Raw genomic sequence first — 21,681 nt, 5'->3', positions numbered from 1 at the left:
GTCCGACTGCCGTCCCGCGGCCGTAAATCATTCGACGCCGGAGCGGCGCCCCGGCACCATATGACGCATGTTCCGGCACGCCTTCCTTCCGATGCCGTCCGCGGTCGCACCGACCGCCGCGGATGCGCCGAAGGCTGCCGCCGCATTCCTCGCCGCAGCCCCGGCGATCGACGGTGCCGTCCCCGCCGCATGCCTGGCCGACACCGCAGCGCCCGCCGTCGCAGCAGCCACCACCGCTCCCGCCGCCGCGGCAGCCCTCCAGGCCGCCGTTGCCGCAGACGGCGCGCGAAGCTGACCCTCTCCGGATCGTCCGGCGGACCCCGCAGGGGGAGGGTCGGAGCGGACCAGGGGTCCCCACGGCGCCACGTCGCCGTCATCACCGCATTTCGCGAGGAAGAACACCATGCCCAAGACGGCATACGTCCGGACCAAGCCGCATCTGAACATCGGCACCATGGGCCACGTCGACCACGGCAAGACCACGCTCACCGCCGCCATCACCAAGGTCCTCAGCGACCGGGGCACCGGCACGTTCGTACCGTTCGACCGCATCGACCGGGCCCCGGAGGAGGCCGCCCGCGGCATCACCATCCAGATCTCGCACGTCGAGTACGAGACCGACACCCGGCACTACGCCCACGTCGACATGCCCGGCCACGCCGACTTCATCAAGAACATGGTCACCGGCGCGGCCCAGCTCGACGGCGCGATCCTGGTCGTCTCCGCGCTCGACGGGATCATGCCGCAGACCGCCGAGCACGTTCTGCTCGCCAAACAGGTCGGCGTACGGCACATCGTCGTCGCGCTCAACAAGGCCGACGCGGGCGACCCCGAGCTCACCGACCTCGTCGAGCTGGAGGTGCGGGAACTGCTCACCGCACACGGCTACGACGGCGAGCACCTGCCCGTCGTCCGGGTCTCCGGCCTGCGCGCGCTGGAGGGCGACCCGCGCTGGACCGACGCGATCGCCGCCCTGCTGGACGCCGTGGACACCTATGTCCCGGTGCCCGAGCGGTATGTGGACGCGCCGTTCCTGCTGTCCGTGGAGAACGTGCTCACCATCACCGGACGCGGCACCGTCGTCACCGGGGCCGTCGAACGCGGCACGGTGCGCTGCGGCGACCAGGTGGCCGTACTGGGCGGGGAGACGCTGCACACGGTCGTCACCGGGGTGGAGACCTTCGGCAAGCCCATGGAATCCGCCCAGGCGGGCGACAACGTCGCGCTGCTGCTGCGCGGCCTGCCCCGCGACCAGGTGCGCCGCGGCGACGTGGCCGCAAGTCCCGGCAGCGTCACCCCGCGACACCGTTTCACCGCCGAGATGTACGTCCTCTCCTCCGAGGAAGGCGGTCGCCGCACGCCGCTGTCCACCGGATACCGACCGCAGTTCTACATCCGCACCGCGGACGTGGTCGGCGCCATCGACCTCGGCGAGCGGGCCGTCGCCCGCCCCGGCGAGACCGTGACCGTGACGGTCGAACTCGGCCGCGCGGTACCGCTGGAGCCGAGCCTCGGCTTCGCCATCCGCGAGGGCGGCCGAACCGTCGGCGCGGGCACGATCCGCACCGTCGAGGGCTGACCGCGTAGGGACCAGCGGGGGAGGACAGGCCCGCCACCGAGCGGGGCCCACTCGGCGCCCATCAGGGGCCCGTCCGGCCATGCCCGGCCGGACGGGCCCCGACTCCGTCGGCCCCGCCGTCCCTCCCGGCCGCCGTGTCCGGTTCGCTTCCCCGTGCCACTGGTCACCTCCGCGCCTCGCCTTTACGATTCCGCCGGACCCCGTCCCCTACGACGACCACCACAGCCACAGCCACAGCCACAACCATGATCACGACTGCTACTGCTGCTGCGAACTTCGGCCACCCACTACGGCGAGGAACCAGGGCGCGAGAGGAAGGTCATCGCATGCCGAGAACGGCGTTGGTCCTCGGCGGTGGGGGACTCACCGGCATCGGCTGGGAGGTCGGCATGCTGGTCGGGCTCGCGGAGGCGGGTGTTGACCTCGGCGGGGCCGATGTCGTGATCGGCACCTCCGCCGGATCGATCGTCGGCGCGCAACTGACCTCCCGTCTGCACCCGTTGGAGGAGCTGTACGCGCACCAACTGGCCGCGCCGGACGGGCTGCCGGTCGACCGCATGGGCCCGGCGATGTTCGCCCGGTTCGCCGCCATCGCGCTGCGTTCCCGGAACGCGGTGTCCTTCGGCGCCCGGCTGGGCCGGCTCGCGCTGACCGCACACACCGTCCCCGAGGCGGCGCACCGCAGGGGGATCGCCCGGACCTTGGGCGTGCACGACTGGCCCGCGCGACGGCTCATGATCACCGCTGTGGATGCGATGACGGGGGAGCGCACCGCGTTCGACGCCACCAGCGGAGTCCCGCTCCTCGACGCGGTGAGCGCCAGCTGCGCCGTACCGGGCGTCTACCCGCCGGTGACCATCGACGGGAAGCGGTGGGTGGACGGCGGAGTGCACTCCAGCGCCAACGTGGACCTGGCCGCGGGCTACGACCGAGTCGTGGTCATCGCCCCCATCGCCGTCAGCGGTGGCCCGATCGTCGCACCTCGGACGCAGGGCGCACGACTGACGGGCGAGGGCGCACGGGTCTGCGTGATCACTCCGGACCGCGCCGCAAGATCGGCGTTCGGCCGCAACGTCCTGGACCCCGCCAAACGCGCCGACGCCGCCCGTGCCGGCCGCCGCCAGTCAGCCACCCACGCCCCAGAAGTCCGCGCCCTCTGGATCACTTGATCATCCGGTTGAACAGATCGCTCGTCCGACCCCACCACCCGATCACCCCTCACCACCAGATCCCCCGGCGCCCTACCGCAAGAGGCACCTCAAGAGGCTCTGTCGCCTCACTTCACTCCAGTCGCCGCCACCCCACCCCACTCCAGTCACCCCCCACCCCACTCCAGTCACCCCGCCCCGCCCGTCACAATGGCAGCGTGCACAACGAATCACCGGCGAACGGCGAACCGCGGACCGACCAACCCCCGACGGCCGACCGGACCGCCCAGGACCCCACGGTCGCCCACACCTCTGCCGAGACCTCCGACGAGACCTCCGACGAGACGGCAGGAGGTGATCGACGCGGATCGGTCGCGCCGCCCGCCGAGAACCCGGTCCCCGTGACCCGCGCCGTCGACCACGGCACGGCCAAACTCCTCCCGGACATCGATCGCCCCCGCGCATGGCTGCTCACCGTGGACGGGGCCCCGCAGTCGTACGTCGACCTCGACGACCCCACCCACCTGGAGTTCGAGTACGTCCGCAGGCTCGCGCACGTCCTGGACGAGGCCGCGCCGGCGGGGCAGCCGCTGGACGTGTTGCACCTGGGCGGCGGCGCGCTGACCCTGCCCCGCTACCTTGCCGCGACCCGCCCGCACTCGCGGCAGGACGTGATCGACGCCGACCACGGCCTGCTCGCCCTCGTCACGGAATACCTGCCGCTGCCGGACGACTCCGGGATCACGGTGCACGCGCGGGACGCCCGAGCGGCCTTGGCGGACGCGCCGGAGGCCGGCGTCGACGTGATCGTGGCGGATGTCTTCAGCGGCTCACGGGTGCCCGCGCAGCTGACCTCCATCGAGTACGCGCGCGCCGCCGCCCGCGCACTGCGCCCCGACGGCTGCTACGCCGCGAACCTCGCGGACAGCGCCCCCTTCGACTTTCTGCGTCGCCAACTCGCCAACTTCGCCGCGGTCTTCGCCCACCTCGCCGTGATCGCGGAACCGTCGGTGCTGCGCGGCCGCCGCTTCGGCAACGCCGTGCTGCTCGCCTCGCACGCGGAGCTCCCGATCGCCGACCTGGCGCGTCGCACCGCCGCCGACGTCTTCCCCGCGCGTGTCGAACACGGCCCAGCCCTGGAACGCCTGATCGCCGACGCGCGCCCCGTGCCGGACGCCGAGGCGCTCCCGTCCCCCGTACCGCCTGACGGGACCTTCAGCGTCGCCTAGTCGCCTAGTCCCTAGAGCCGCCTAGCCCCTCGACTCTGCTCTCGGTGCTCTCGGCCCTACAGCTCTCCGCATCATCGGCAACGCTTACGCAGCGTGATTGATTCCCTTCGCCGTGTTGCCTTCGGGTGGGGTGGGCGTCGTCAAGGTTGGGGGCTGTCGTGCGGGTGTGGCCGGTGGGTGGCGGACCGGGGTTGGGTTCCGGGTGTGCGGTGCGGGGAGGGAACGCCCGTGGCGGGGTTTGAGGTGTGGGGTGCGGGCCGGTCGCGGGGCGGGGGATGGCCTCTTCACAGCTAAGCTACTGCTAGGTAACATGGCGCCATGTCCTCAGAGTCCTTGCCGTCGATCGGCGACATGATGGCGGCATCCGTGCCGATGGTCCGCACCCTGAACCTGGAGTTCACCGAGACCACCACCGAGCGTGCCGTGGTCCGCATGGCCGACCAGCCCGACTTCCACAACCACGTCGGTGGCCCGCACGCCGGCGCGATGTTCACGCTGGCCGAGTCCGCCAGCGGTGCGATCGTGATGACGGCCTTCGGCGATCAGCTCGGTCGCGCCGTGCCGTTGGCGGTGGGTGCCGAGATCGGCTACAAGAAGCTCGCCATGGGAGCCGTCACCGCCACCGCCGAGCTGGGCCGCCCGATATCCGAGGTGATCGCCGAGCTGGACGCCGGGGGGCGCCCGGAGTTCCCGGTGAAGGTCGAGATCACCCGCGACAAGGACGGCGCGGTCACCGGCGAGATGACGATCGTGTGGACGCTCCGCCCCAATCAGTGAGGCTGATGAGCCAGGCTGCGGCCCGACGGTGACCGTGGGTGAGCGGCCGGGGCCTCCCCGCTGAGGCTCGCCGCCTCGGCCGTTTCGGGTCGGAGCGGAACTTTGACCGGTGTTGAGGCGTCTCCATAGGTGTCGTCGCGAAAGCCACCGCTCGTTCGGGGATTCATGATCGGGACGATCCGGTCGAGTACGCTTCCCTGGCGCGCCGCATCGGCGCGCCAGGGAAACGACCGACCGGTGCCGCAGCACCGGGCAACGGCCCATGGGGCCCAACATCAGCGGAGGAAGCGGCCTTGCACATCCAGGAGTGGCTGGCGACGGTACCCGCCGTGAGCGTCTACCTCCTTGTGGGGTTGGTCATCGGGCTGGAGAGCCTGGGCATTCCGCTGCCCGGTGAGATCGTCCTCGTCAGCGCGTCGATCCTGGCCGCGACCCAGGACCACATCAACCCCTATGTGCTGGGTGCCTGTGCCTCCGCCGGCGCGATCATCGGTGACTCCATCGGCTACATGATCGGTCGCAAGGGCGGCAAGCCGTTGCTGGCCTGGGCCGGCCGGAAGTTCCCCAAGCACTTCGGTCCGGACCATGTCGCCATGGCGGAGGCGAAGTTCGAGAAGTGGGGCATGTGGGCCGTGTTCTTCGGCCGCTTCATCGCGCTGCTGCGGATCTTCGCCGGTCCGCTCGCGGGCGTGCTGAAGATGCCGTACTGGAAGTTCCTGATCGCCAACATCCTCGGCGGCATCATCTGGGCCGGCGGTACGACCGCCCTGATCTACACCGTCGGCATCGTCGCCGAGCCCTGGCTCAAGCGCTTCTCGGTGTGGGGCCTGGTCGCCGCGGTGCTGTTCGGCATCGGGTCGTTCCTGCTGATGAAGCACCGGGCGAAGAAGGCCGCCGCGGCGCGTGAGGCGGCGGCGGTCGAGGCCCAGGCCCCGGTCGTCGCGACCACGCGCGACTGAGCCGGCGGCCGGCGCACGCACACGGCGCCCCGGATGTCCTGACGTGGACATCCGGGGCGCCGCGCTTTTCCCGTGCTCGGCCCGGGGGACGGAAGGGGATCCCGTTGTCGTGGCACCCGCCCGCTGGGTGCCCGCTACGGCATCTGCCAGGTGTCCGGCCCGCCGTCGCGCCACTCGATGACGCCGGTGTCCTCCCAGACGAAGCGTGCGGTGGAGAATCCTGCCCGGCGAAGGATCGCGGCCACGTCGCCGGGGCGCAGTGCCCGGCCCAGATCGTGTCCGTGGAGCGTGACGCGGCGGCCGCCGGTGGACGGCGGATGCACGATGACGGGGGCACGCTTCATGCCTCCAGGATGCGACGGACCCGGCGGCTCCGCATCCCGAGCGCAGTTGCCGCGTCACGTACAGTTCCGGTCCCGAGGCCGGTGGCGTGGGCTCACGGCCCGGTGCGCGGCCGGGAGAAGAACGGACGGTCGTCGGGGTCGGGGTCGGCACGGCGCCACCAGCGTGGCTCGCCGCCGGTCGGGCGCACCGGGGCGGCGGTGCGGACGCCGCGGCGCAGCCCGGCCAGCATGGTGCGGGCGCCCACGATGAAGAGCGGGTCGCCGATCAGCTTCTTGGCGACCAGGGCCTTGCGGCAGGCCCGGAGCGCGGCGGCCGGGTCGCCGTGGGCGCGTTCGATCAGCGCGCGGGCGTAGAGGATCGTGGAGTGCAGCCAGAAGTCGCTGTCGGCGTGGCGGGATTCCCAGGCGCGGCGGGCCGCGGTCCGGGCCCGGACCGCGTCGAGCGGGGCGAGGGCGATGGCGAGCAGGGCCCAGCTGTGGGCGGGGCTTGGGCCGAACCACGGGTCGCGGGAGGAGTGTCGGGCGGCCTCTTCCAGACAGGCCACGGCGGTCGCGGTGTCCTCGCGGTGGAGCGCGAGGACCGCGTGTGCGTGGGCGATACGGGCCAGGCCGTCGGCGTCCGCGTGCATCACGGCCGCCTGCCACGCCCGGTCGAGCAGGGGTTCCGCGGCGGCGGGGGCGTTCTCCTGGGCCGCGAGGTAGCCGGCGAGCCACAGGGCGCGGGCCCGGAGCGCGGTGTCCTCCTGGGCGAGCGGGAGCAGTCGGTCCAGGTGGGCGCGGCCTTCGCGGCGGAAGCCGCAGGCCGCCCACTGGAACCACAGGGAGACCGCGATGTCCAGGGCGCCGAGTGCGTCCTCGGCGTCCAACGGGGGCCGGGTCAGCGCCGCGTCGAGGTGGTGCTGCTCGTCCTCGACGAGGCGGACGGCGAGTTGCTGGCCGGTGCCCTGCCAGGTGATCTGGGCCTCGGCCGCGAGGGCCGCGCACGCCTGCCGGAACCGGCGCAGGGCCCCGGCCTCGTCGCCGGCCTCGCGCAGTCGGAGCCGCCCGAAGTCGCGGGCGCCGCGCGGGAGCCGGTAGCGGGGCGGCAGCGCGGTACCGGAGCCGGGGGCGCCCTCGGCGTCCCGTACGCATACGAGGACGGAGGCGGTGCGGAGGCGTTCCAGGGCGTCGCCGACGGCGGCTGCAGAAACGTCACTGCTGGCGCAGACGCACTGCGCGAGCCAGGGGTCGAAGTCGCCGGGGAGGACCGAGAGACGGGCCCAGACCTGGCGGTCGAGAGGGGAGCAGAGGGCGTAGCCGGCGGCGTGCGCGGCGTGCAGCGAGGTGTGGCGGGTGGTGGGGGAGGGGCCGGAGAAGTGCAGAGGGCCGTCCGCGTCCAGCCGGGCGGCGAGTTGGGCCAGCGTCATCCGGTCCAGCTGCCGGGCGGCCAGTTCGATCGCCAGCGGGCAGCCCTCCAGCGCCCGGCACACCGCGACCAGCAGCTCCGCGGCGGCGGGGCCGGTGCGCGCGGCGAGGAGTTCGACGGCCGGTCCGGCGATGCCCTCGCCGAGGGCCACCGGCAGCGGGGCGAGGGCGACGGTCCGTTCTCCAGGCAGTCCCAGCGGGCGGCGGGCCGTTGCCATGATCCGCAGTGCGGGTTCGGTCCGCAGCAGCCGGCGGACCAGGGCCGCGCAGGCGTCGAGCAGCGGGTCGCAGTCGTCGAGGAGGACGATCATGCGGTGGGCGCGGCAGTGCCGGGCGAGTCCTTCGACGGTGCCTGCCGGGGGGAGGCCGGCCGTGCGGCGGAGGGCGCCGGTCAGCTCGTCCGCGGTCAGTCCGTCCCAGCAGGCGATCCGGACGACTGTGCCCGGGTGGGCCGCGGGGTGCTCCTGGAGGACGGCCCGGGCCAGCAGGCTCTTGCCGACCCCGGCCGGGCCGGTGAGCGTGACCGGTCCGGGCCCGCCCAGCAGCCCGGTCACCTGCTCGTGCTCAACGGCCCGCCCCACTACGGCGGGCAGCGGCCCGTGATCGGCCCACGCGGTCATCGGTCATCCCCAACCACGGCACAGCGCCGTGCACTTCCCTAGGAACGACCCACGATGCCAGAGCCGGCTGTGGGGCAAACAGCGGATGGGCTGCACCGTTAGGGGGAAACGTGTTCGGTGCGCTTGACGCGGGTGTTCGTCTTCATGGTGCTACAGATCGGTAAACCCCAGGTCACGAAGGGCGGGGGCGGCGCTCGACAGCGGACGGGTCGATCTTAAAGTGGTGCCTTTCGACCGGTTTCGCGGTGGCACCGTGGTGTCCCGGCCGGCCCCAAGTGCCTGAGGAGATCGTTCCGATGAAGTCCCTGCGCGTCCGAGCTGCGGTGAGTGTGGTGGCCTTGGGGCTGCTGGCCGGATGCGGCGGGCCGGGGCAGGACGTCGTGGACGCGTCGAACGTGCCCCGGCTGCGGGCCCGTACCGCGGACGCGCTCAACGGTCGGCCGCAGGTGGTGATGCCGCGGGGCCCCCGCTCGGTGTTCACCACGTACCGCGCGACCGGGGAAGACGGCACCAAGGTGGTGCACACCAAGTGGCACGGGAGGGTGTCCGGCTACACCGGGGACATGTGGGCCTGGGTGCCGCCGCAGTACAACCAGGCCAAGTACGCCCGGAGCGGCTTCCCGGTGCTGATCGCGCTGCCCGGTGCCTGGGGGTATCCGTCCAACTACTGGACGGATGCGCCGTTCGCGCTGGAGGAGCGGCTGTCGGAGTGGGCGAAGGAGGGCAAGACGCTGCCCTTCATCCTGGTGATGCCGGTGCTCAATCCCCGCAAGACGTACTACGACGGCAGCGACATCCCGGGGCAGCCGAAGATGGGGAGCTGGCTGACGCGGGACGTGCCGGAGTTCGCCCGGACCAACTTCCGTACGTATGCGACGCGGGACGGCTGGGCCTTCATGGGCTCCTCGTCGGGCGGGTTCGCGGCGTTGAAGGCGGTGCTCAAGGAGCCGCAGCGGTTCAAGGCGGCGATCGTCAACGGTCCCGACACCGCTCCGGACTCGCCGCTGTGGAAGGGGCACCCGGCCGAGAAGCTGGCGAACGACCCGCGGCATCTGGCGCGGCAGTTGGCGGCGCGCGGCGGGCCGCAGGTCTACCTGGCCTTCGAGCTCGGGAGCAAGGAGGCCGCGGTGCCCGATGTGAAGCGCTTCGTCAGTGGCTACACCGACGGGGTCCGCGGGCCGATCCACTCCACGCTCTTCGAAATACCGGATGGTGTGCACAGCGGTCACACCTACATCAAGCGGATGCCCGAGTCGCTGCACTGGATCAGCGAGCAGATGCAGGGGCCGGTGGCGGCGCCGTCGGTCTGACGGTCCGTCGGCCGCGGTGCGCGGCGGGCCCGTTGGTGGGCGGCGCGACCGGTGTCGTGCCGCGGTCCGAGGGTGCCGGTCGCTCTCGGACCGTTTGACTCCGTCGTTGACGCCGTGCGGGACGCGGTGTGTTGACGGCGGACGCGGCCTGCGTGCGGATGGGCCGCTGCGCGCCGCTCCCCGCGGGGCGCCGGCCCGCGGGTGACGGTGCGGGGTGCGGTGCCGGCGACAAGATCGCATGCGTCCACGGTGTCCCGAATCAGCGATCCGGCCTGCGGTTTCGTGGTGCGTTGCGTTCGCTGCCGGGCGGTGGCGAAGTGCTAGCGGGTCGTCAGGAAGCGACCCAACCGGTTGCGCTCGGGAGCGGCGTCGGGAGCCAATGGCCCCAAAGGGAACCTTTGTTGAATCCCCGTCAGGTGTCAGAAGGTTACGGATCGTTGTTGGACTACCGTCGATGGCGTGATGCTAAGATCATCGCACTTGCCAACCGGGTAGTCACCTGCTATGGCAAAAGTGAATTCCGCGTATCAGCCTGAGAAAAACGCCACCCCGGGGAGAGCTATGCCATTATCCGGGCCTTCAGAGGCTTTCTGGCAGGCGACTGTGCGCGGCCGTTCGTCGAGTGTCTGGGGCCGCGTTTGAATATCCACACGGCAGCCGGGCACACGGCACCTGGTGGCTTCGTCATCCGAAGAGAGACCTATGACGCAATATCTCCAGGACCCAGCGCTTTGGGCATTGGTCGCTGGTACCCCTGTCGCCGCTACCGCGATTATTCGTGGTCGAAAAAAGATATCGGAGCTGAGAAAAGAAAAGCTTGATCTGAAGCAGCACTACGCTCAACTGGAAGAGCACTATGCGGAGGCTGTGGAGGAGGCCAAGGATCGCGCCGAAGAGGCCACCAAGAATACTCTGAAGGCCGCCATGCGGACCCTCCAGGGTCTGGCGAGCGAGCAGCAGCTGACGATCTCCAAACTTCAGGAGACATACGGCGAGCATAGGATTCTCCAGGATCTGCTCGATATCGACCACATGAACTCGCAGTTCGCGCGGCGCGCTCAGTCTATCGCCGTGCTCTGTGACGGATGGCTCGGTCGGCGCCGTAATGACGCCTCGCTCTACGACGTAGTCCGCAGTGCAAAGGGACGTATTCGTCACTTCACCCGCGTCGAGATCCGCTCGCAGAGCAATTTCGCCATCGTGAGCCGCGCCGTCGAACCGGTGGCGCTGGTCCTCGCAGAATTGCTGGACAACGCCACCAGCTATTCCGCGCCGGAAACGGTGATCGAAATCAACATCCGCCCGGTACCCAAGGGCGTGTGCATCGTCGTCGACGATGCCGGTGTCGGCATGAACGAGGAGGAAAAGGCTCGGGCCGGCCAGCTGCTTTCCGGCGGCAATGCGGCCAGCGTTTCCAGTCTCGGCAACCCGCCGCAGTTCGGTTTCACGGTCATCGGCGTGCTCGCCGCCCGCTACGGCTTCACGGTCTCGGTCGACTCCACCTCGCCGTACGGCGGTGTGCGCGCGGTCGTCCTGCTCCCCGACGAGTTGCTCACGTCCCTGCACGAACCCGAGGAGGCTCCTGCCGTGGCTGCCGCGTCCACCCCGTTGCCGCCCGAGAACCCTCCTGGTCAGCAGGGTGCCCCGCTCCCGGGGCGGCACCGTGCGACGGCACCGCCGCCGAGCTTCGACGACTCCGGCGCGGACGCTGTGGCGGCGTCCGAGACGACCGCCGGCGGACTGCCGAAGCGCCGCCGCCGCGGCGCCATTTCGATTGTGCCGCCGGCGGCCGAGAGCACCCCCACCCCGGCTCGCGACAGCGCCCGGACCGCGTCCGCCATGGGCGCGTTCCAGCGCGGTACGCAATCGGGCCGTCGTTCCACCCAAGCAAGCAGTGAAGGGCATGAGGTTCCGTGAACTACGATCTGTCGTGGATGCTTGACAGTGCGCTGGAATTGCCTGAAGCACAGCATGCGATCCTCGTCTCCGCCGACGGCCTGCTGATGGCCCGTTCGAAGGAGGTCGGCCGGGACCACGCCGATACCGTGGCCGCCGCGATGAGTGGTATGCAGTCGCTGAGCCGAACGGTCGCTGATTTCTGCAACAGCACCGGTCCCGCGGTACGCCCGCAGTGGCGGCAGACGCTTGTGGAATTCGACCACGGCTGGGTCTTCCTCATCTCGGCCGGTGAGGGTGCCTATCTCGCGGTGTCGGCGTCGCCCGACGTCGACATGGGGGAGATCTCGTTCCGGATGCAGCAACTGGTCGGCCAGCTCGGCAAGGCACTGACCAGTCCTCCGCGTGAGAGGGCCGATATCCAACCATGACGACCGATGACGAGCCGGAGCTGGTACACGAGGCAGCGGAATTAGTACGGCCGTACGTCATCACCAACGGCCGGGACCTTGTCGACGACAGCGCCTTCTCGCTGCTGACACTGGTCACCGTCGCTCAGGATCCACCCCGGACCAAGCCGCTCGACCCGGAGAAGCAGCGCCTGTTGGAGCTGTGCGCCGGGGGTTTTCTGTCGATCGCCGAGATAGCCGGGCACACCGGGCTGCCCGTGGGCGTCGTCAAAATTCTGGTGTCCGATCTCACGGAGGAGGGCCATCTCTATGTCCGCGCGCCCATCCCCAGCGCTCAGCTTGTCGAACGGCAAATCCTGGAGGAGGTGCTGAATGGGCTCCAGGCTCGCTTTGGATGACGGGGTGTACCTGCGGAACTCGGTGCAGACCGCGGCGAAGATCCTCGTCGTCGGGCACTTCGCGGTGGGCAAGACCACGTTCATCGGAACCCTGTCGGAGATCCCGCCGCTGCGCACCGAAGAGGTCATGACGCAGGCCAGCGCGGGCATCGACGACCTGAGGGCGGTGCCGGAGAAGACCACGACGACCGTCGCGATGGACTTCGGCCGGCTGACGCTGAGTGAACGACTGGTCCTGTACTTGTTCGGAACTCCCGGTCAGCAGCGTTTCGTTCAGGTATGGGAGGACATGACGCGCGGGGCGCTCGGGGCGCTGATCCTGGTCGACCCGCAGCGACTCGAGGAGTCCTTCCCTGTCATGGACCTGGTGGAACACTACGGCATCCCGTATGCGATCGCGGTGAACCGTTTCGACGGGACTCCGGAGCATTCGTTCGACGAGATCCGGGAGGCGCTCGATCTGCTCCCGGATACGCCGGTCGTCCATTGCGATGCGCGTGACCAGAAATCGTCGGCAGATTCTCTGATCACGCTGGTCCGCTATCTCCAGTCCCGCCTCAACTAGGAGTGCATTGATGCAATCTCAACCGGAATTCCAGACTCCACCGCCAGGTTGCCCCGCACATGCAGATGGCATGAGCACGTCCCTGCACGGTCCGGAATTCGCCGCCGCCCCGCACGCGGTCTACACACGGCTGCGGCAGTACGGTTCGACCGCCCCGGTCGAACTGGCCCCCGGCGTCGAGGCGGAACTCGTCACGGACTACGCCACCGCGCTGCAGATCCTGCAGAACCCGGACACCTTCGCGCGTGACCCGCGCCGCTGGCGGGCGCTCAACGAGGGCCGGGTGCCCCTGGACAGCCCCGTGCTGCCGATGATGATGTACCGGCCGAACAGCATGTTCTCGGACGGGGCCACTCATCTGCGGCTGCGTCAGGTGGTCACGGACAGCCTCGCCAAGGTCGATATGCACCGGGTCGCCCGGCACGTCGACCGGGTCGCGGCCTACCTCGTCGACCAGTTCAGCATCCGCGGCAAGGCCGATCTCATCGGCGACTTCGCGCAGGTCGTGCCGCTGCTGGTCTTCAACGACCTGTTCGGTTGCCCCGCGGAGCTCGGCGACCGGCTGATCGTCGCGATCTCCAGCCTGTTCGACGGCATCGACGTGGAGCGGGCCAACGAGGAGATGGCCGGGGCGCTGTTCGAGCTGGTCGCGCTGAAGCGGGCGCTGCCGGACGAGGACGTGACGTCCTGGATGATGCAGCACCCCGCCAAGCTGACGGACGAGGAGATGGTCCATCAGCTGGCGCTGCTCATCGGGGCGGGCACCGAGCCGGTGCAGAACATCATCGGCAGTTCGCTGCTGCAGCTGCTGTCCGAGGAGCAGTTCGCCGATGGTCAGCACGGTGGGGGCGTGCTGGTCGAGGACGCCATCAACGAGGTGCTCTGGAACAGCCCGCCCATCGCCAACTACGCCGCGCACTACCCGACCCGCGACGTGGAGGTCTCCGGGAGCAGGCTGTCGGCCGGGTCGCCGGTGCTCATCAGCTTCGCGGCGGCCAACGCCGACCCGACCCTGTCGGCCAGTCGGCAGACCTTCAGCAAGCGGGCCCACCTCGCGTGGGGTGCCGGGCCGCACGCCTGCCCGGCCAAGGACCCCGCGCTGCTGATCTCCATCCGGGCGATCGAGAAGCTGCTGAACACCCTGCCCGACATCGAGTTGGGCGTTCCGCAGGAGACGCTGACCTGGCGGCCGGGTCCGTTCCACCGCGCGCTCAATGCACTGCCGGCCCGGTTCACCCCGATACGGGCGGACCGGCGTTCCTCCGCGGCCCACCCCGCACAGCAGGCCGCGCAGCCCGACGGTTCCGCTCAGGAGCAGGGCAAGCGCAGGAAGAACGGTTGGTGGAGTGGATTCCTGAACTGGTGGAAGGTGTGAGCTTTGCGACAGCGTAGATGTTCAATCCTCGCATAAACGTTCACGCGGAGGGGTATGCAGCGCTGGCGATTACTGTGTGATCTTCTGGAAAGGGAGTCGCCCGTGGAGCCCGCCCTGGCTACCACCTCCGTCGACCGACGCAGTGTGGTTGCGCTTTTCTCTCGACTGCGTTCGGCGCGAGGGCAAGCGAATCCGTTGCCGTTCTACACGCAACTCCGGGCCATGGGAGAAATGGTTCCGGCGCCCTGGGGCGGGCACGTGGCGACCTCGTACCGGCTCTGCCACCAGGTGTTGCGGAGCCGGGACTGGCGCGTCCCGGACAGCGGCTGGCGGGCCGCTCAGGTCGATGCGGCACGGTGGCACGCGCCCGCTTCGCGGCAGATGGGTGCCACGATGCCGATGCTCAACCCGCCGCATCACACGCGGATGCGGCGGCCGTTGGGAAATGTCTTCGACCGCACCTCGCTGCAGCGCATGCAGAAGTCGGTCGAAAAGAACGCGGACCGGCTGCTTGGCAATTTCTTCGAGGAACTCCGCGGCGGTACCGCCGATTTCTGCGCGATGGTCGGCGACGAACTGCCGATTATCACTGTCGGTGAATGGCTGGGACTGCCTTCCGCGGATTTCCCGCTGCTCCGTACGCTCACGCACGACCAGGTGCACACTCAGGAACTCTTCCCCTCGCCCAGTCAGCTCGCCATTTCCGATTCGGCCACCCGGAGTTTGCGTGAGTACTTCACCGGTCTGATACGAGAACGCCGAAAATCCGCGGGAGACGATCCGGTGTCGTCCTGGATCCGGATGTGGGACGAGTTCGAGGCCGACCGGGACGCCGCCGACGAGGCCGTCTACGCCCTGGCGCTCTTCATGGTCCTGGCGGCGCTGGAGACCACCTCGCACCTGCTGACGAGCCTGGCGTGGCTCCTCCTGGAGCACCCCCGGCAGCTGGACTGGCTGCGCATCAACCCCGAGCACATACCGGGCGCGATCGACGAGACGCTGCGCTACGACGCCCCGATCCACATGATCAGCCGGATCGCCCCCGAGGACACCGAGCTCGCCGGAGTACCCGTCCGCAAGGGCGAGATGGTGCAACTCATGGTGGGAGCCGCACACCACGACCCGGAGCAGTACGCCGCTCCCGAGGTCTTCGACATCCGGCGCAAGGCGCCGCACTTGAGCTTCGGCGGTGGCATCCACTACTGCCTCGGCAACGCGCTGGCCCGTATGGAGGCCGACTGCGTCCTCTCTTCGCTGCTGCGGCGCCTGCCCGGCCAGGGGCTGCGGGTCGCCGGCACCCCCACCTGGGCGCCGCGGGTGGCCTTCCGCCGACTGATGGAACTCCCGGTCGTCCGTGCCTGATCGAGGGCATCCCCCGCAGGCAGCGTGGCTCAACGAACAAGGAACAACCATGATGCACGACTTCAAGACCCTCCTCGTGACGCACGAGGGACCCGTGCTCCGGGTCAGACTCAACAGCCCCGAGACCGGCAACGCCGTCTCCGGGCTGATCCTCGACGAACTCCTCACCGTGCTCGGCGCGTTGGACGACGAGACCGGCATACGGGTGCTGGTCCTCTCCGGTGAGGGCGACGACTTCTGCCTGGGCGGCGACCGCAGCGAGTTCCCGGAACTGCTCGCGCAGGACAGCGGCGGTCTGGCGCTGCGCGCGCTCGGCAACAAGGCCCGCCGGGTGTGCGACGCGCTGGCGACCACCGACGTGGTGACCATCGCCCGCCTCCACGGCGGAGTGGTCGGAGCCGGCGTGGGCCTGGCGATCTTCTGCGACCTGCGGGCGGGCGCCGACACCTGCCGCTTCCGACTCCCGGAACTCGGCCTCGGGGTACCGCCGGCCTGGGGCGGCATCATGCCGCGGCTGCTGAACGAGGTGGGCGCCGCCAGGGTCCGCGAACTGATCCTCACCGCGAGCACCTTCGACGCCGCGACCGCCCGGGAACTCTCCATCCTGCACACCGTCGTCCCCGAGGACGAGCTGGACGCGGCCGTCGCCCGCTGGACCAGGCCGCTGGTCCGCCGGTCGCCCACGGCGCTGCGTACCGCCAAGGTCATGATGAACGCCTACGGGAACGCCAACCGCCTCGCGGACGCCACGCTCTTCGACGCGGAGCTGCTCTCCTCCGCGCTGAGCCGCGGCCAGCAGGCCCGGCGGGGCTGAACCCCGCGAAACGGGGAGGCGGACCCGTCGGTGCGGCCCTGACCAGGCCGCACCTAGCGCATCCGGGCCCGTCAGGCCGTCGACTCCCTGGCATCGGCACCGTCCGCGGCGACCGGGACCGCCGCGCGGTGGCGGGCGGCCAGCTCCAGGTACATCGCGGCGTTCAGCTTGATGGACTCCCGCTCCTCCGCGGTCAGTTCGCGCTTGACCTTGGCCGGCACGCCGGCGACCAGCGAGCCCGGCGGCACCCGCATCCCCTGCGGGACCAGCGCCTGGGCCGCGATCAGCGAACCCGCGCCGATGTGCGCCCCGTTCAGCACCGTGGCGCCCATGCCCACCAGCACGTCGTCCTCGACGGTGCAGCCGTGCAGCACGGCGTTGTGGCCGACCGAGACCCGCTCGCCGACCGTCACCGGGAAGCCCGGGTCCACGTGCACCGTGCAGTTGTCCTGGATGTTGCTGTCGGCGCCCAGGACGATGGGGCCGCAGTCGGCGCGCAGCACCGCGTGGTACCAGACGCTGGTCCCCGCGGCCAGGGTGACGTCGCCGACGACGACGGACGTGGGCGCGGTGTACGCCCCGGGGTCGATGCTCGGCGCCTCGCCGCCCACTGCCGCGATCACTGCCCGTTCTGCCATCTGCGCATCTCCTCGCCGGTTGAGTGCCGCGCCACCAGCACCGTAGACGAACCGGCCGCCGGGCGAAGGGGGCGGCGGCGGGTGGGGTGAAGATCACAGTCCGGCGCGCGGTCGGTGGCCGGGCGCGCTGAGTACGGTGTGCGGGTGCCGATAAACCAGAACGTGTTCTCGTCCCTGACGGCCTGGCGGCGCCGGGCGGTGTCCCGCGCCGTTCACCGCGGGGCGCGTTGGGTGCGGGAGACCGGGGCCGTCACGGCCGAGCGCCCGGGCCCGTACCGCTTCCGCCGGATCGGCACCGGCACCCGGCTGGCGTTCCCGCAGGGCACGGTCTTCGGCGACCCGTGGATCGAGCTCGGTGCGTACTGCATCATCGGCCAGGACGTCACCCTCACCGCGGGCATGATGCCCGATCTGGATCTGGGCGCGGACCCGATCCTGACGTTGGGCAACGGCGTGGTGCTGGGCCGCGGCAGCCATGTGATCGCGGACGTCCGGTTGACTATCGGTGACGACTGCTTCTTCGGCCCCGGCGTCTACGTCACCACCACCAACCACAGTTACGACGATCCCGAGACGCCGGTCGGCAAGCAGTGGCCGCGCAGCGAGCCGGTCGCCATCGGGCCGGGCGGCTGGATCGGCACCGGTGCGGTCATCCTTCCCGGCGCGCGGCTGGGGCGGAACGTGGTGGTCGCGGCCGGGTCGGTGGTCCGGGGCGAGGTCCCCGACCATGCGGTGGTGGCCGGGGCGCCCGCCAGGATCGTCCGCCGCTGGGAGCCGGGCGCGGGCTGGCAGCCACCGCTGCGGACGCCGGCGCCGGTGCCGATCCCCGAGGGCATCACGCCGGAGCAACTGGTGGCGTTGGGGGAGTGGGAGAAGGCGGAGAGCTAGGGCGTGTCCGCAAAGTCCCGCCTGCCGTCACGTTTCCGCCTGCCGTAGGTCGTCCGGGGTCTGCCCCCTGTGGGGTCTTGTGGGGGCTCGTGTGGTGGGTGGCTGTGCGGTTGTCCGGGTGTTCTTCGTCAGCCGTGGGTCGCCAGCAGGACCGAGCCGACCAGGGCGAGGGAGGCCCCGGCGGTCTGGACGGCGCGCATCCGTTCCTTGAGGACTCCGAGGGCCGCCAGCGTGGTGACGACCGGGTACAAGGAGGCCAGCACCGCCGCCATGGTGACCGGGCCGTGCTGGGCGGCTATGGCGTAGGTGCCGTTGGCGGCGACGTCGGCGATGCCGATGAAGGCGAGGGCGGGGAGCGCCCCGCGCAGGGCGGACAGCCCGCCCTCGGGTAGTGCCGGGACGCCGCGCCGGACCGCGGCGAACAGGGCCGCGCCGCCGACCGCCACATTGCACACCCGCTGGACGAACAGGGCGAGGAAGAGCCCGGTCACGGTCGTGGACGCCTCGGCGATCAGCGCCATCACCGCGCCGAAGCCGAGCGCGGAGAACAGGGTGAGCGCGATCGTCCGGCGGGCCACGGACGTGCCGCCGAGTCGGGGCCCGCCGGCCAGCAGGACGCCGATCACCGCGACGACGATGCCCGCGGCCTGGAGGAGTCCCGGCCGTTCGCCCGCGACGATGCCGACGCCGAGCGGGACCAGGACGGTACCGACCGAGCCGAGCGGGGAGACCACGCCCATCGGGCCGAGGGCGAGTGCGCGGTAGAAGCAGAGCATCGCGGCGGGGCCGACGACGCCGGCTCCGACGGCGAACCACAGTTGCGGACCGGCCTCCCGCCAGCCGCCGGTGGCCAGCACGATGCCGCCCAGCACCAGGGCGGCCAGCGTCTGCGAGACCACCACGACGGTCAGGGCGGGCAGGCGCCGGGTGAGCAATCCGCCGCCGAAGTCGGCGAGCCCCCAGAGGAGGCAGGTGGCCAGGGCGAAGGCCGCGGTCATGGAGAAACCTCGCAGTACAGTGAAGCGGACGCTGAAGTACACCACACCGTAGTGCAATAAATTGAACCGCGGTAGCGAATATATTGACCTGCCGCCCCGACCACCGACTTGGACGGACCGTGACGGACCTCGACCAGCTCACGCAGGCGCTCGCCCGCAACCTCAAACGCTGGCGCACCGAGCGCGGCTACACCCTCGATGCGCTGGCGGCCCGCGCCGGAGTCAGCCGCGGCATGATCATCCAGATCGAGCAGGCCCGGACGAACCCGAGCGTGGGCACCACCGTGAAGATCGCCGACGCGCTCGGCGTCAGCATCACCACGCTCCTCGACTACGAACAGGGCCCGCAGGTGAGGATCGTGGCACCGGGTCAGGCGGTCCGGATGTGGTCCACGGAAGCCGGCAGCTACACCTCGCTCCTCGTGGGCGGCGAGGCGCCCGGCCCGTTCGAGATGTGGGACTGGCGGCTGATGCCGGGCGACGAGAGCGCCTCCGACCCGCATCCGCCGGGCACCGTCGAGCTGTTGCACGTCCGGTCCGGCACCCTCACCCTGATCGTCGACGGCGCGACGCACGAGGTGCCCGCCGGGGCCTCGGCGACCTTCGAGGCCAAGGTCCCGCACGGCTACCGCAACGACGGCACGGAGCCGGTGGAGATGACCATGTCGGTGATCATCCAGGCGGCCCGCTGAGGCCGCCGGGCCCGCTCGGGCGGTGGCATCCGGCCGCGTGGCGCCGGTCGTTCAGCCCGCCACGGTGCCCGGCCTCCGGCGCAGGTCCAGGGAGAGCGGCGTGGCGTGCTCGGCGAAGCCCAGGCTGCGGTAGAGCGGCGCGGCGGCATCCGTGGCGTGCAGGTCGACCCGGCCGATGCCGTGCCGCGCGAACCACGCCAGCAGCGCCTCGGTCGTCGCCCGGGCGTAGCCCCGGCCCCGATACCGCGGATCCGTGCAGACGTTGAAGACGAAGCCGACCCGGCCCGTCGGATTGGCCGGGGACGGCAGCCGCTCGTCGATCCGGCCGAGCGCGCACGCCGCGAGATGCGGCGCGGCTGCCCCGGCCCCGGTCCCGGCGGGCTCCCCGTCCAGCACGAAACCGATCAGCCGGGCCCGTGGGTCGGCCAGCTGCCGGCGCGCCACGGCCTCCGCGTCCCGCTCCCAACTGCCGGGCTCATCACGGCCGTTCATGGCCAGATACATCAGCCGGCGCAGCCGGACCAGCTCGGCGGCGTCCTGCGGACGGGCGGCACGTGGCGTGATCATGGCGGCATGCTAGGGCACCCCGCGTTCACGCCAAACGGGGTATCTCGATCGCCGGGCAGCGGTTCATCACCATGGCGAGGCCGGCGGCGCGGGTGCGGTGGGCGGCGGCGTCGTCGATGACACCGAGCTGGAACCAGACGGCCTGGGCGCCGACGGCGACGGCCTCGTCGGCGACGGCACCGGCGAGTTCGCTGCGCACGAAGACGTCCACCACGTCGATCTTGAAGGGGACGGCCTCCAGGGTCGGGTACCCCACCTCCCCGTGCACGGTCTCGGCCTTGGGGTGCACCGGCACGATCCGCTTGCCGTAGCGCTGGAGGGTCTCGGCGACGCCGTAGGCGGCGCGCTGCTGGTTGGCGGACAGCCCCACCACCGCCCAGGTGTCGCCGAGCTCGGTGAGGATCCTGCGGATGGTCGCCTGGTCGGCGTGCATGGGCGTCTCCTGTCGTCCCTGGTCCCGGTCTGCCACAACGGGCGGCGGGCTCCGAACATTCCGGACGCGCCGCGTTGCGTTCGGCCGGGAGACAGCGAGACGCCCCGCCCGAAGGGGAAGACGGGCGGGGCGGGTTCAGGGGGCGGGTCAGCCGGTGCCGCGGGCCAGGCCGGCGCCGACGACGTTGCCGGTCGCCGCGGAGCGGGCCGGCTTGCCGATCGCCCGGCCGCCGGTCACCGGCTCGGGTGCGCCGGCGCCGGTGCCCGGCCGCAGCGCGGTGGCGGGGGCGACCTCCCGGGTGTGCTGCCCGGCCTCGGCGCCGCCCGTGGCGGCCAGCGCCGCACGCAGCTGCTCGGGCTCCACGACCATGCTCACCGGGCCGGACGGGTTGACGTAGAGGGCGTGGCCGGGCGGCAGTTGCTTGACGAGTTCGGCCGCCGGCCGCCGGTCGAAGCACAGCCGGCCGGCCGATTCCAGGTGGGCGACGGAGGTGTAGACGGGGACGACCGGGGCGCCCTCGGGGGACGCCGCGGCCAGAGGTGCGCCGGTCGTGGTGACCAGGAAGGAGAGCTCCGCCCGCGCCAGCTCCTCGTAGACCGCCTGCTCCGGGCCGTATCCGGTGGCGGACAGCTGCACCGCGCGGTCCACGGCGTCGGTGGGGTCCGCCCAGTCCAGCATCTGCGGCGACGGGCGGTACTCCGGGTTGTCCCGCCACTCCGTGATCTCGCCGTCCGGGCCGGACCGCCACTGCCCGACCACCGCCCACAGCGGTGGTGCGTCCTCGCCGGACCAGGTCAGGTCCACCATGGCCAGCCAGTGGTCCGGTGCCTGGCGGGCCGCCTCGACGACCTCCGGGGGCGGCACCGGCATCTCCTCACCGGTCACCGGAGCGCCGGCCGTCATCGCCGCCTGTGTGCTGTCGTCCATGAAGCCCTCCGCCGAGCCGCCGTTCCGTTCCCGCCGGGCCCCGTGGCTCCGTGCGGCGCCGGGTCCCGCTTGGGCCACAGTGCCCATGGGCACGGCGGACGTCTCCCCGACGCACCGTGCGGACGGCCCGGGTACGCCGCCCGGCGGTGCGCACTGCGCCCGTACGGCGGACACCGCAGCGCGGCGCGGGGCGCCGGGGGCGGGACCGCCCCGTCCGGCGGCGGTGGAGAAGGTTCTAGGGCCTGTCGTCAAACTCCCGCCTGCCTCGCGACGCCTGGCACGCACGCTCTCTGCGTTGTCGGGCTCATCCCGGTACGCCCGGTACCGGGATGACCCTCCGCCTTGAGA

At 71.1% G+C, this 21,681-nt stretch carries 23 protein-coding genes; 16 read left to right on the top strand and 7 right to left on the bottom strand.

The genetic code is table 11. The features are described from left to right. Positions 1-67 precede the first annotated feature (67 nt). From MOV08_RS06140 to MOV08_RS06115, 6 genes are all read left to right on the top strand, one after another. Entirely contained in the window at positions 68-295 is a 228-nt protein-coding gene (locus MOV08_RS06140) for a hypothetical protein (protein WP_039630160.1), read from the top strand. Positions 296-403: 108 nt separating this feature from the next. After that, positions 404-1,579 carry an elongation factor Tu gene (gene tuf, locus MOV08_RS06135; protein WP_275306627.1) on the top strand — a complete coding sequence of 392 codons (1,176 nt, stop codon included), beginning with the start codon at positions 404-406 and terminating at the stop codon, positions 1,577-1,579. A gap of 326 nt (positions 1,580-1,905) precedes the next feature. Next, a complete protein-coding gene (locus MOV08_RS06130) occupies positions 1,906-2,748 on the top strand; it encodes a patatin-like phospholipase family protein (protein WP_275306626.1) in 843 nt (280 codons plus the stop codon). Positions 2,749-3,128: 380 nt separating this feature from the next. Then, positions 3,129-3,956, top strand: coding sequence for a spermidine synthase (locus tag MOV08_RS06125; protein WP_275311706.1), 828 nt, complete (start codon positions 3,129-3,131; stop codon positions 3,954-3,956). A 318-nt stretch (positions 3,957-4,274) separates the two neighbouring features. After that, positions 4,275-4,733: a DUF4442 domain-containing protein gene (locus tag MOV08_RS06120; RefSeq protein WP_039630156.1), complete on the top strand. Its 459-nt coding sequence runs from the start codon at positions 4,275-4,277 to the stop codon at positions 4,731-4,733. 293 nt (positions 4,734-5,026) lie between these two features. Continuing rightward, positions 5,027-5,692, top strand: coding sequence for a DedA family protein (locus MOV08_RS06115; RefSeq protein ID WP_275306625.1), 666 nt, complete (start codon positions 5,027-5,029; stop codon positions 5,690-5,692). A 134-nt stretch (positions 5,693-5,826) separates the two neighbouring features. Here the strand turns inward: MOV08_RS06115 and MOV08_RS06110 are convergent, their stop codons facing one another. Together MOV08_RS06110 and MOV08_RS06105 are read right to left on the bottom strand one after the other, a co-directional pair. Further along, positions 5,827-6,036 (bottom strand): hypothetical protein, encoded by a 210-nt coding sequence (locus MOV08_RS06110; RefSeq protein ID WP_039630152.1) that lies wholly within the window; start codon positions 6,034-6,036, stop codon positions 5,827-5,829. Positions 6,037-6,128: 92 nt separating this feature from the next. Further along, entirely contained in the window at positions 6,129-8,060 is a 1,932-nt protein-coding gene (locus tag MOV08_RS06105; RefSeq protein ID WP_275306624.1) for an ATP-binding protein, read from the bottom strand. Between the two features lie 296 nt (positions 8,061-8,356). Here MOV08_RS06105 and MOV08_RS06100 point away from each other — a divergent pair, with 296 nt between their 5' ends. From MOV08_RS06100 to MOV08_RS06065, 8 genes are all read left to right on the top strand, one after another. After that, complete coding sequence (locus MOV08_RS06100) at positions 8,357-9,370, top strand: alpha/beta hydrolase (RefSeq protein WP_275306623.1); 1,014 nt, start codon at positions 8,357-8,359, stop codon at positions 9,368-9,370. 702 nt (positions 9,371-10,072) lie between these two features. After that, a complete protein-coding gene (locus tag MOV08_RS06095) occupies positions 10,073-11,287 on the top strand; it encodes a sensor histidine kinase (protein WP_039630146.1) in 1,215 nt (404 codons plus the stop codon). Next, positions 11,284-11,697, top strand: a complete 414-nt coding sequence (locus MOV08_RS06090; RefSeq protein WP_039630144.1) for a roadblock/LC7 domain-containing protein — start codon at positions 11,284-11,286, stop codon at positions 11,695-11,697. The genes MOV08_RS06095 and MOV08_RS06090 overlap by 4 nt, the downstream gene beginning before the upstream one ends. Continuing rightward, positions 11,694-12,074, top strand: a complete 381-nt coding sequence (locus MOV08_RS06085; RefSeq protein ID WP_275306622.1) for a DUF742 domain-containing protein — start codon at positions 11,694-11,696, stop codon at positions 12,072-12,074. The genes MOV08_RS06090 and MOV08_RS06085 overlap by 4 nt, the downstream gene beginning before the upstream one ends. Continuing rightward, the gene (locus MOV08_RS06080; RefSeq protein WP_039630139.1) at positions 12,049-12,639 is read left to right on the top strand and encodes a GTP-binding protein; all 591 of its coding nucleotides are present in this window, start codon (positions 12,049-12,051) and stop codon (positions 12,637-12,639) included. The genes MOV08_RS06085 and MOV08_RS06080 overlap by 26 nt, the downstream gene beginning before the upstream one ends. Positions 12,640-12,649: 10 nt before the next feature. Next, entirely contained in the window at positions 12,650-14,014 is a 1,365-nt protein-coding gene (locus MOV08_RS06075; protein WP_039630137.1) for a cytochrome P450, read from the top strand. Between the two features lie 222 nt (positions 14,015-14,236). After that, on the top strand, positions 14,237-15,376 hold the full coding sequence (locus MOV08_RS06070) for a cytochrome P450 (protein ID WP_275306621.1): 1,140 nt from the start codon (positions 14,237-14,239) through the stop codon (positions 15,374-15,376). A 49-nt stretch (positions 15,377-15,425) separates the two neighbouring features. Beyond that, on the top strand, positions 15,426-16,190 hold the full coding sequence (locus MOV08_RS06065; protein ID WP_039630133.1) for an enoyl-CoA hydratase/isomerase family protein: 765 nt from the start codon (positions 15,426-15,428) through the stop codon (positions 16,188-16,190). 71 nt (positions 16,191-16,261) lie between these two features. On the opposite strand, the gene MOV08_RS06060 is transcribed toward MOV08_RS06065, so the two are convergent. Beyond that, positions 16,262-16,828 carry a gamma carbonic anhydrase family protein gene (locus MOV08_RS06060; protein ID WP_275306620.1) on the bottom strand — a complete coding sequence of 189 codons (567 nt, stop codon included), beginning with the start codon at positions 16,826-16,828 and terminating at the stop codon, positions 16,262-16,264. A gap of 144 nt (positions 16,829-16,972) precedes the next feature. Between MOV08_RS06060 and MOV08_RS06055 the strand changes: the two genes are divergently transcribed. Continuing rightward, positions 16,973-17,716: an acyltransferase gene (locus tag MOV08_RS06055; RefSeq protein WP_275306619.1), complete on the top strand. Its 744-nt coding sequence runs from the start codon at positions 16,973-16,975 to the stop codon at positions 17,714-17,716. A 128-nt stretch (positions 17,717-17,844) separates the two neighbouring features. Here the strand turns inward: MOV08_RS06055 and MOV08_RS06050 are convergent, their stop codons facing one another. Beyond that, the gene (locus tag MOV08_RS06050; protein WP_039630129.1) at positions 17,845-18,714 is read right to left on the bottom strand and encodes a DMT family transporter; all 870 of its coding nucleotides are present in this window, start codon (positions 18,712-18,714) and stop codon (positions 17,845-17,847) included. A 119-nt stretch (positions 18,715-18,833) separates the two neighbouring features. Here MOV08_RS06050 and MOV08_RS06045 point away from each other — a divergent pair, with 119 nt between their 5' ends. Beyond that, positions 18,834-19,406, top strand: coding sequence for a helix-turn-helix domain-containing protein (locus tag MOV08_RS06045; protein ID WP_039630127.1), 573 nt, complete (start codon positions 18,834-18,836; stop codon positions 19,404-19,406). Positions 19,407-19,457: 51 nt separating this feature from the next. Here MOV08_RS06045 and MOV08_RS06040 read toward each other — a convergent pair whose 3' ends face one another. From MOV08_RS06040 to MOV08_RS06030, 3 genes are all read right to left on the bottom strand, one after another. Then, positions 19,458-19,973: a GNAT family N-acetyltransferase gene (locus MOV08_RS06040; protein WP_039630125.1), complete on the bottom strand. Its 516-nt coding sequence runs from the start codon at positions 19,971-19,973 to the stop codon at positions 19,458-19,460. Between the two features lie 25 nt (positions 19,974-19,998). Further along, complete coding sequence (locus MOV08_RS06035) at positions 19,999-20,406, bottom strand: CoA-binding protein (protein ID WP_205368489.1); 408 nt, start codon at positions 20,404-20,406, stop codon at positions 19,999-20,001. A 147-nt stretch (positions 20,407-20,553) separates the two neighbouring features. Next, complete coding sequence (locus MOV08_RS06030; RefSeq protein WP_275306618.1) at positions 20,554-21,333, bottom strand: type VII secretion system-associated protein; 780 nt, start codon at positions 21,331-21,333, stop codon at positions 20,554-20,556. Positions 21,334-21,681 lie beyond the last annotated feature (348 nt).

This window comes from Streptomyces yunnanensis, assembly GCF_029011865.1.
In the GTDB taxonomy this organism is placed as follows: domain Bacteria; phylum Actinomycetota; class Actinomycetes; order Streptomycetales; family Streptomycetaceae; genus Streptomyces; species Streptomyces yunnanensis.
Note: the sequence above shows the minus strand (reverse complement) of the source record. Positions and strands in the feature narration are given on the sequence as shown.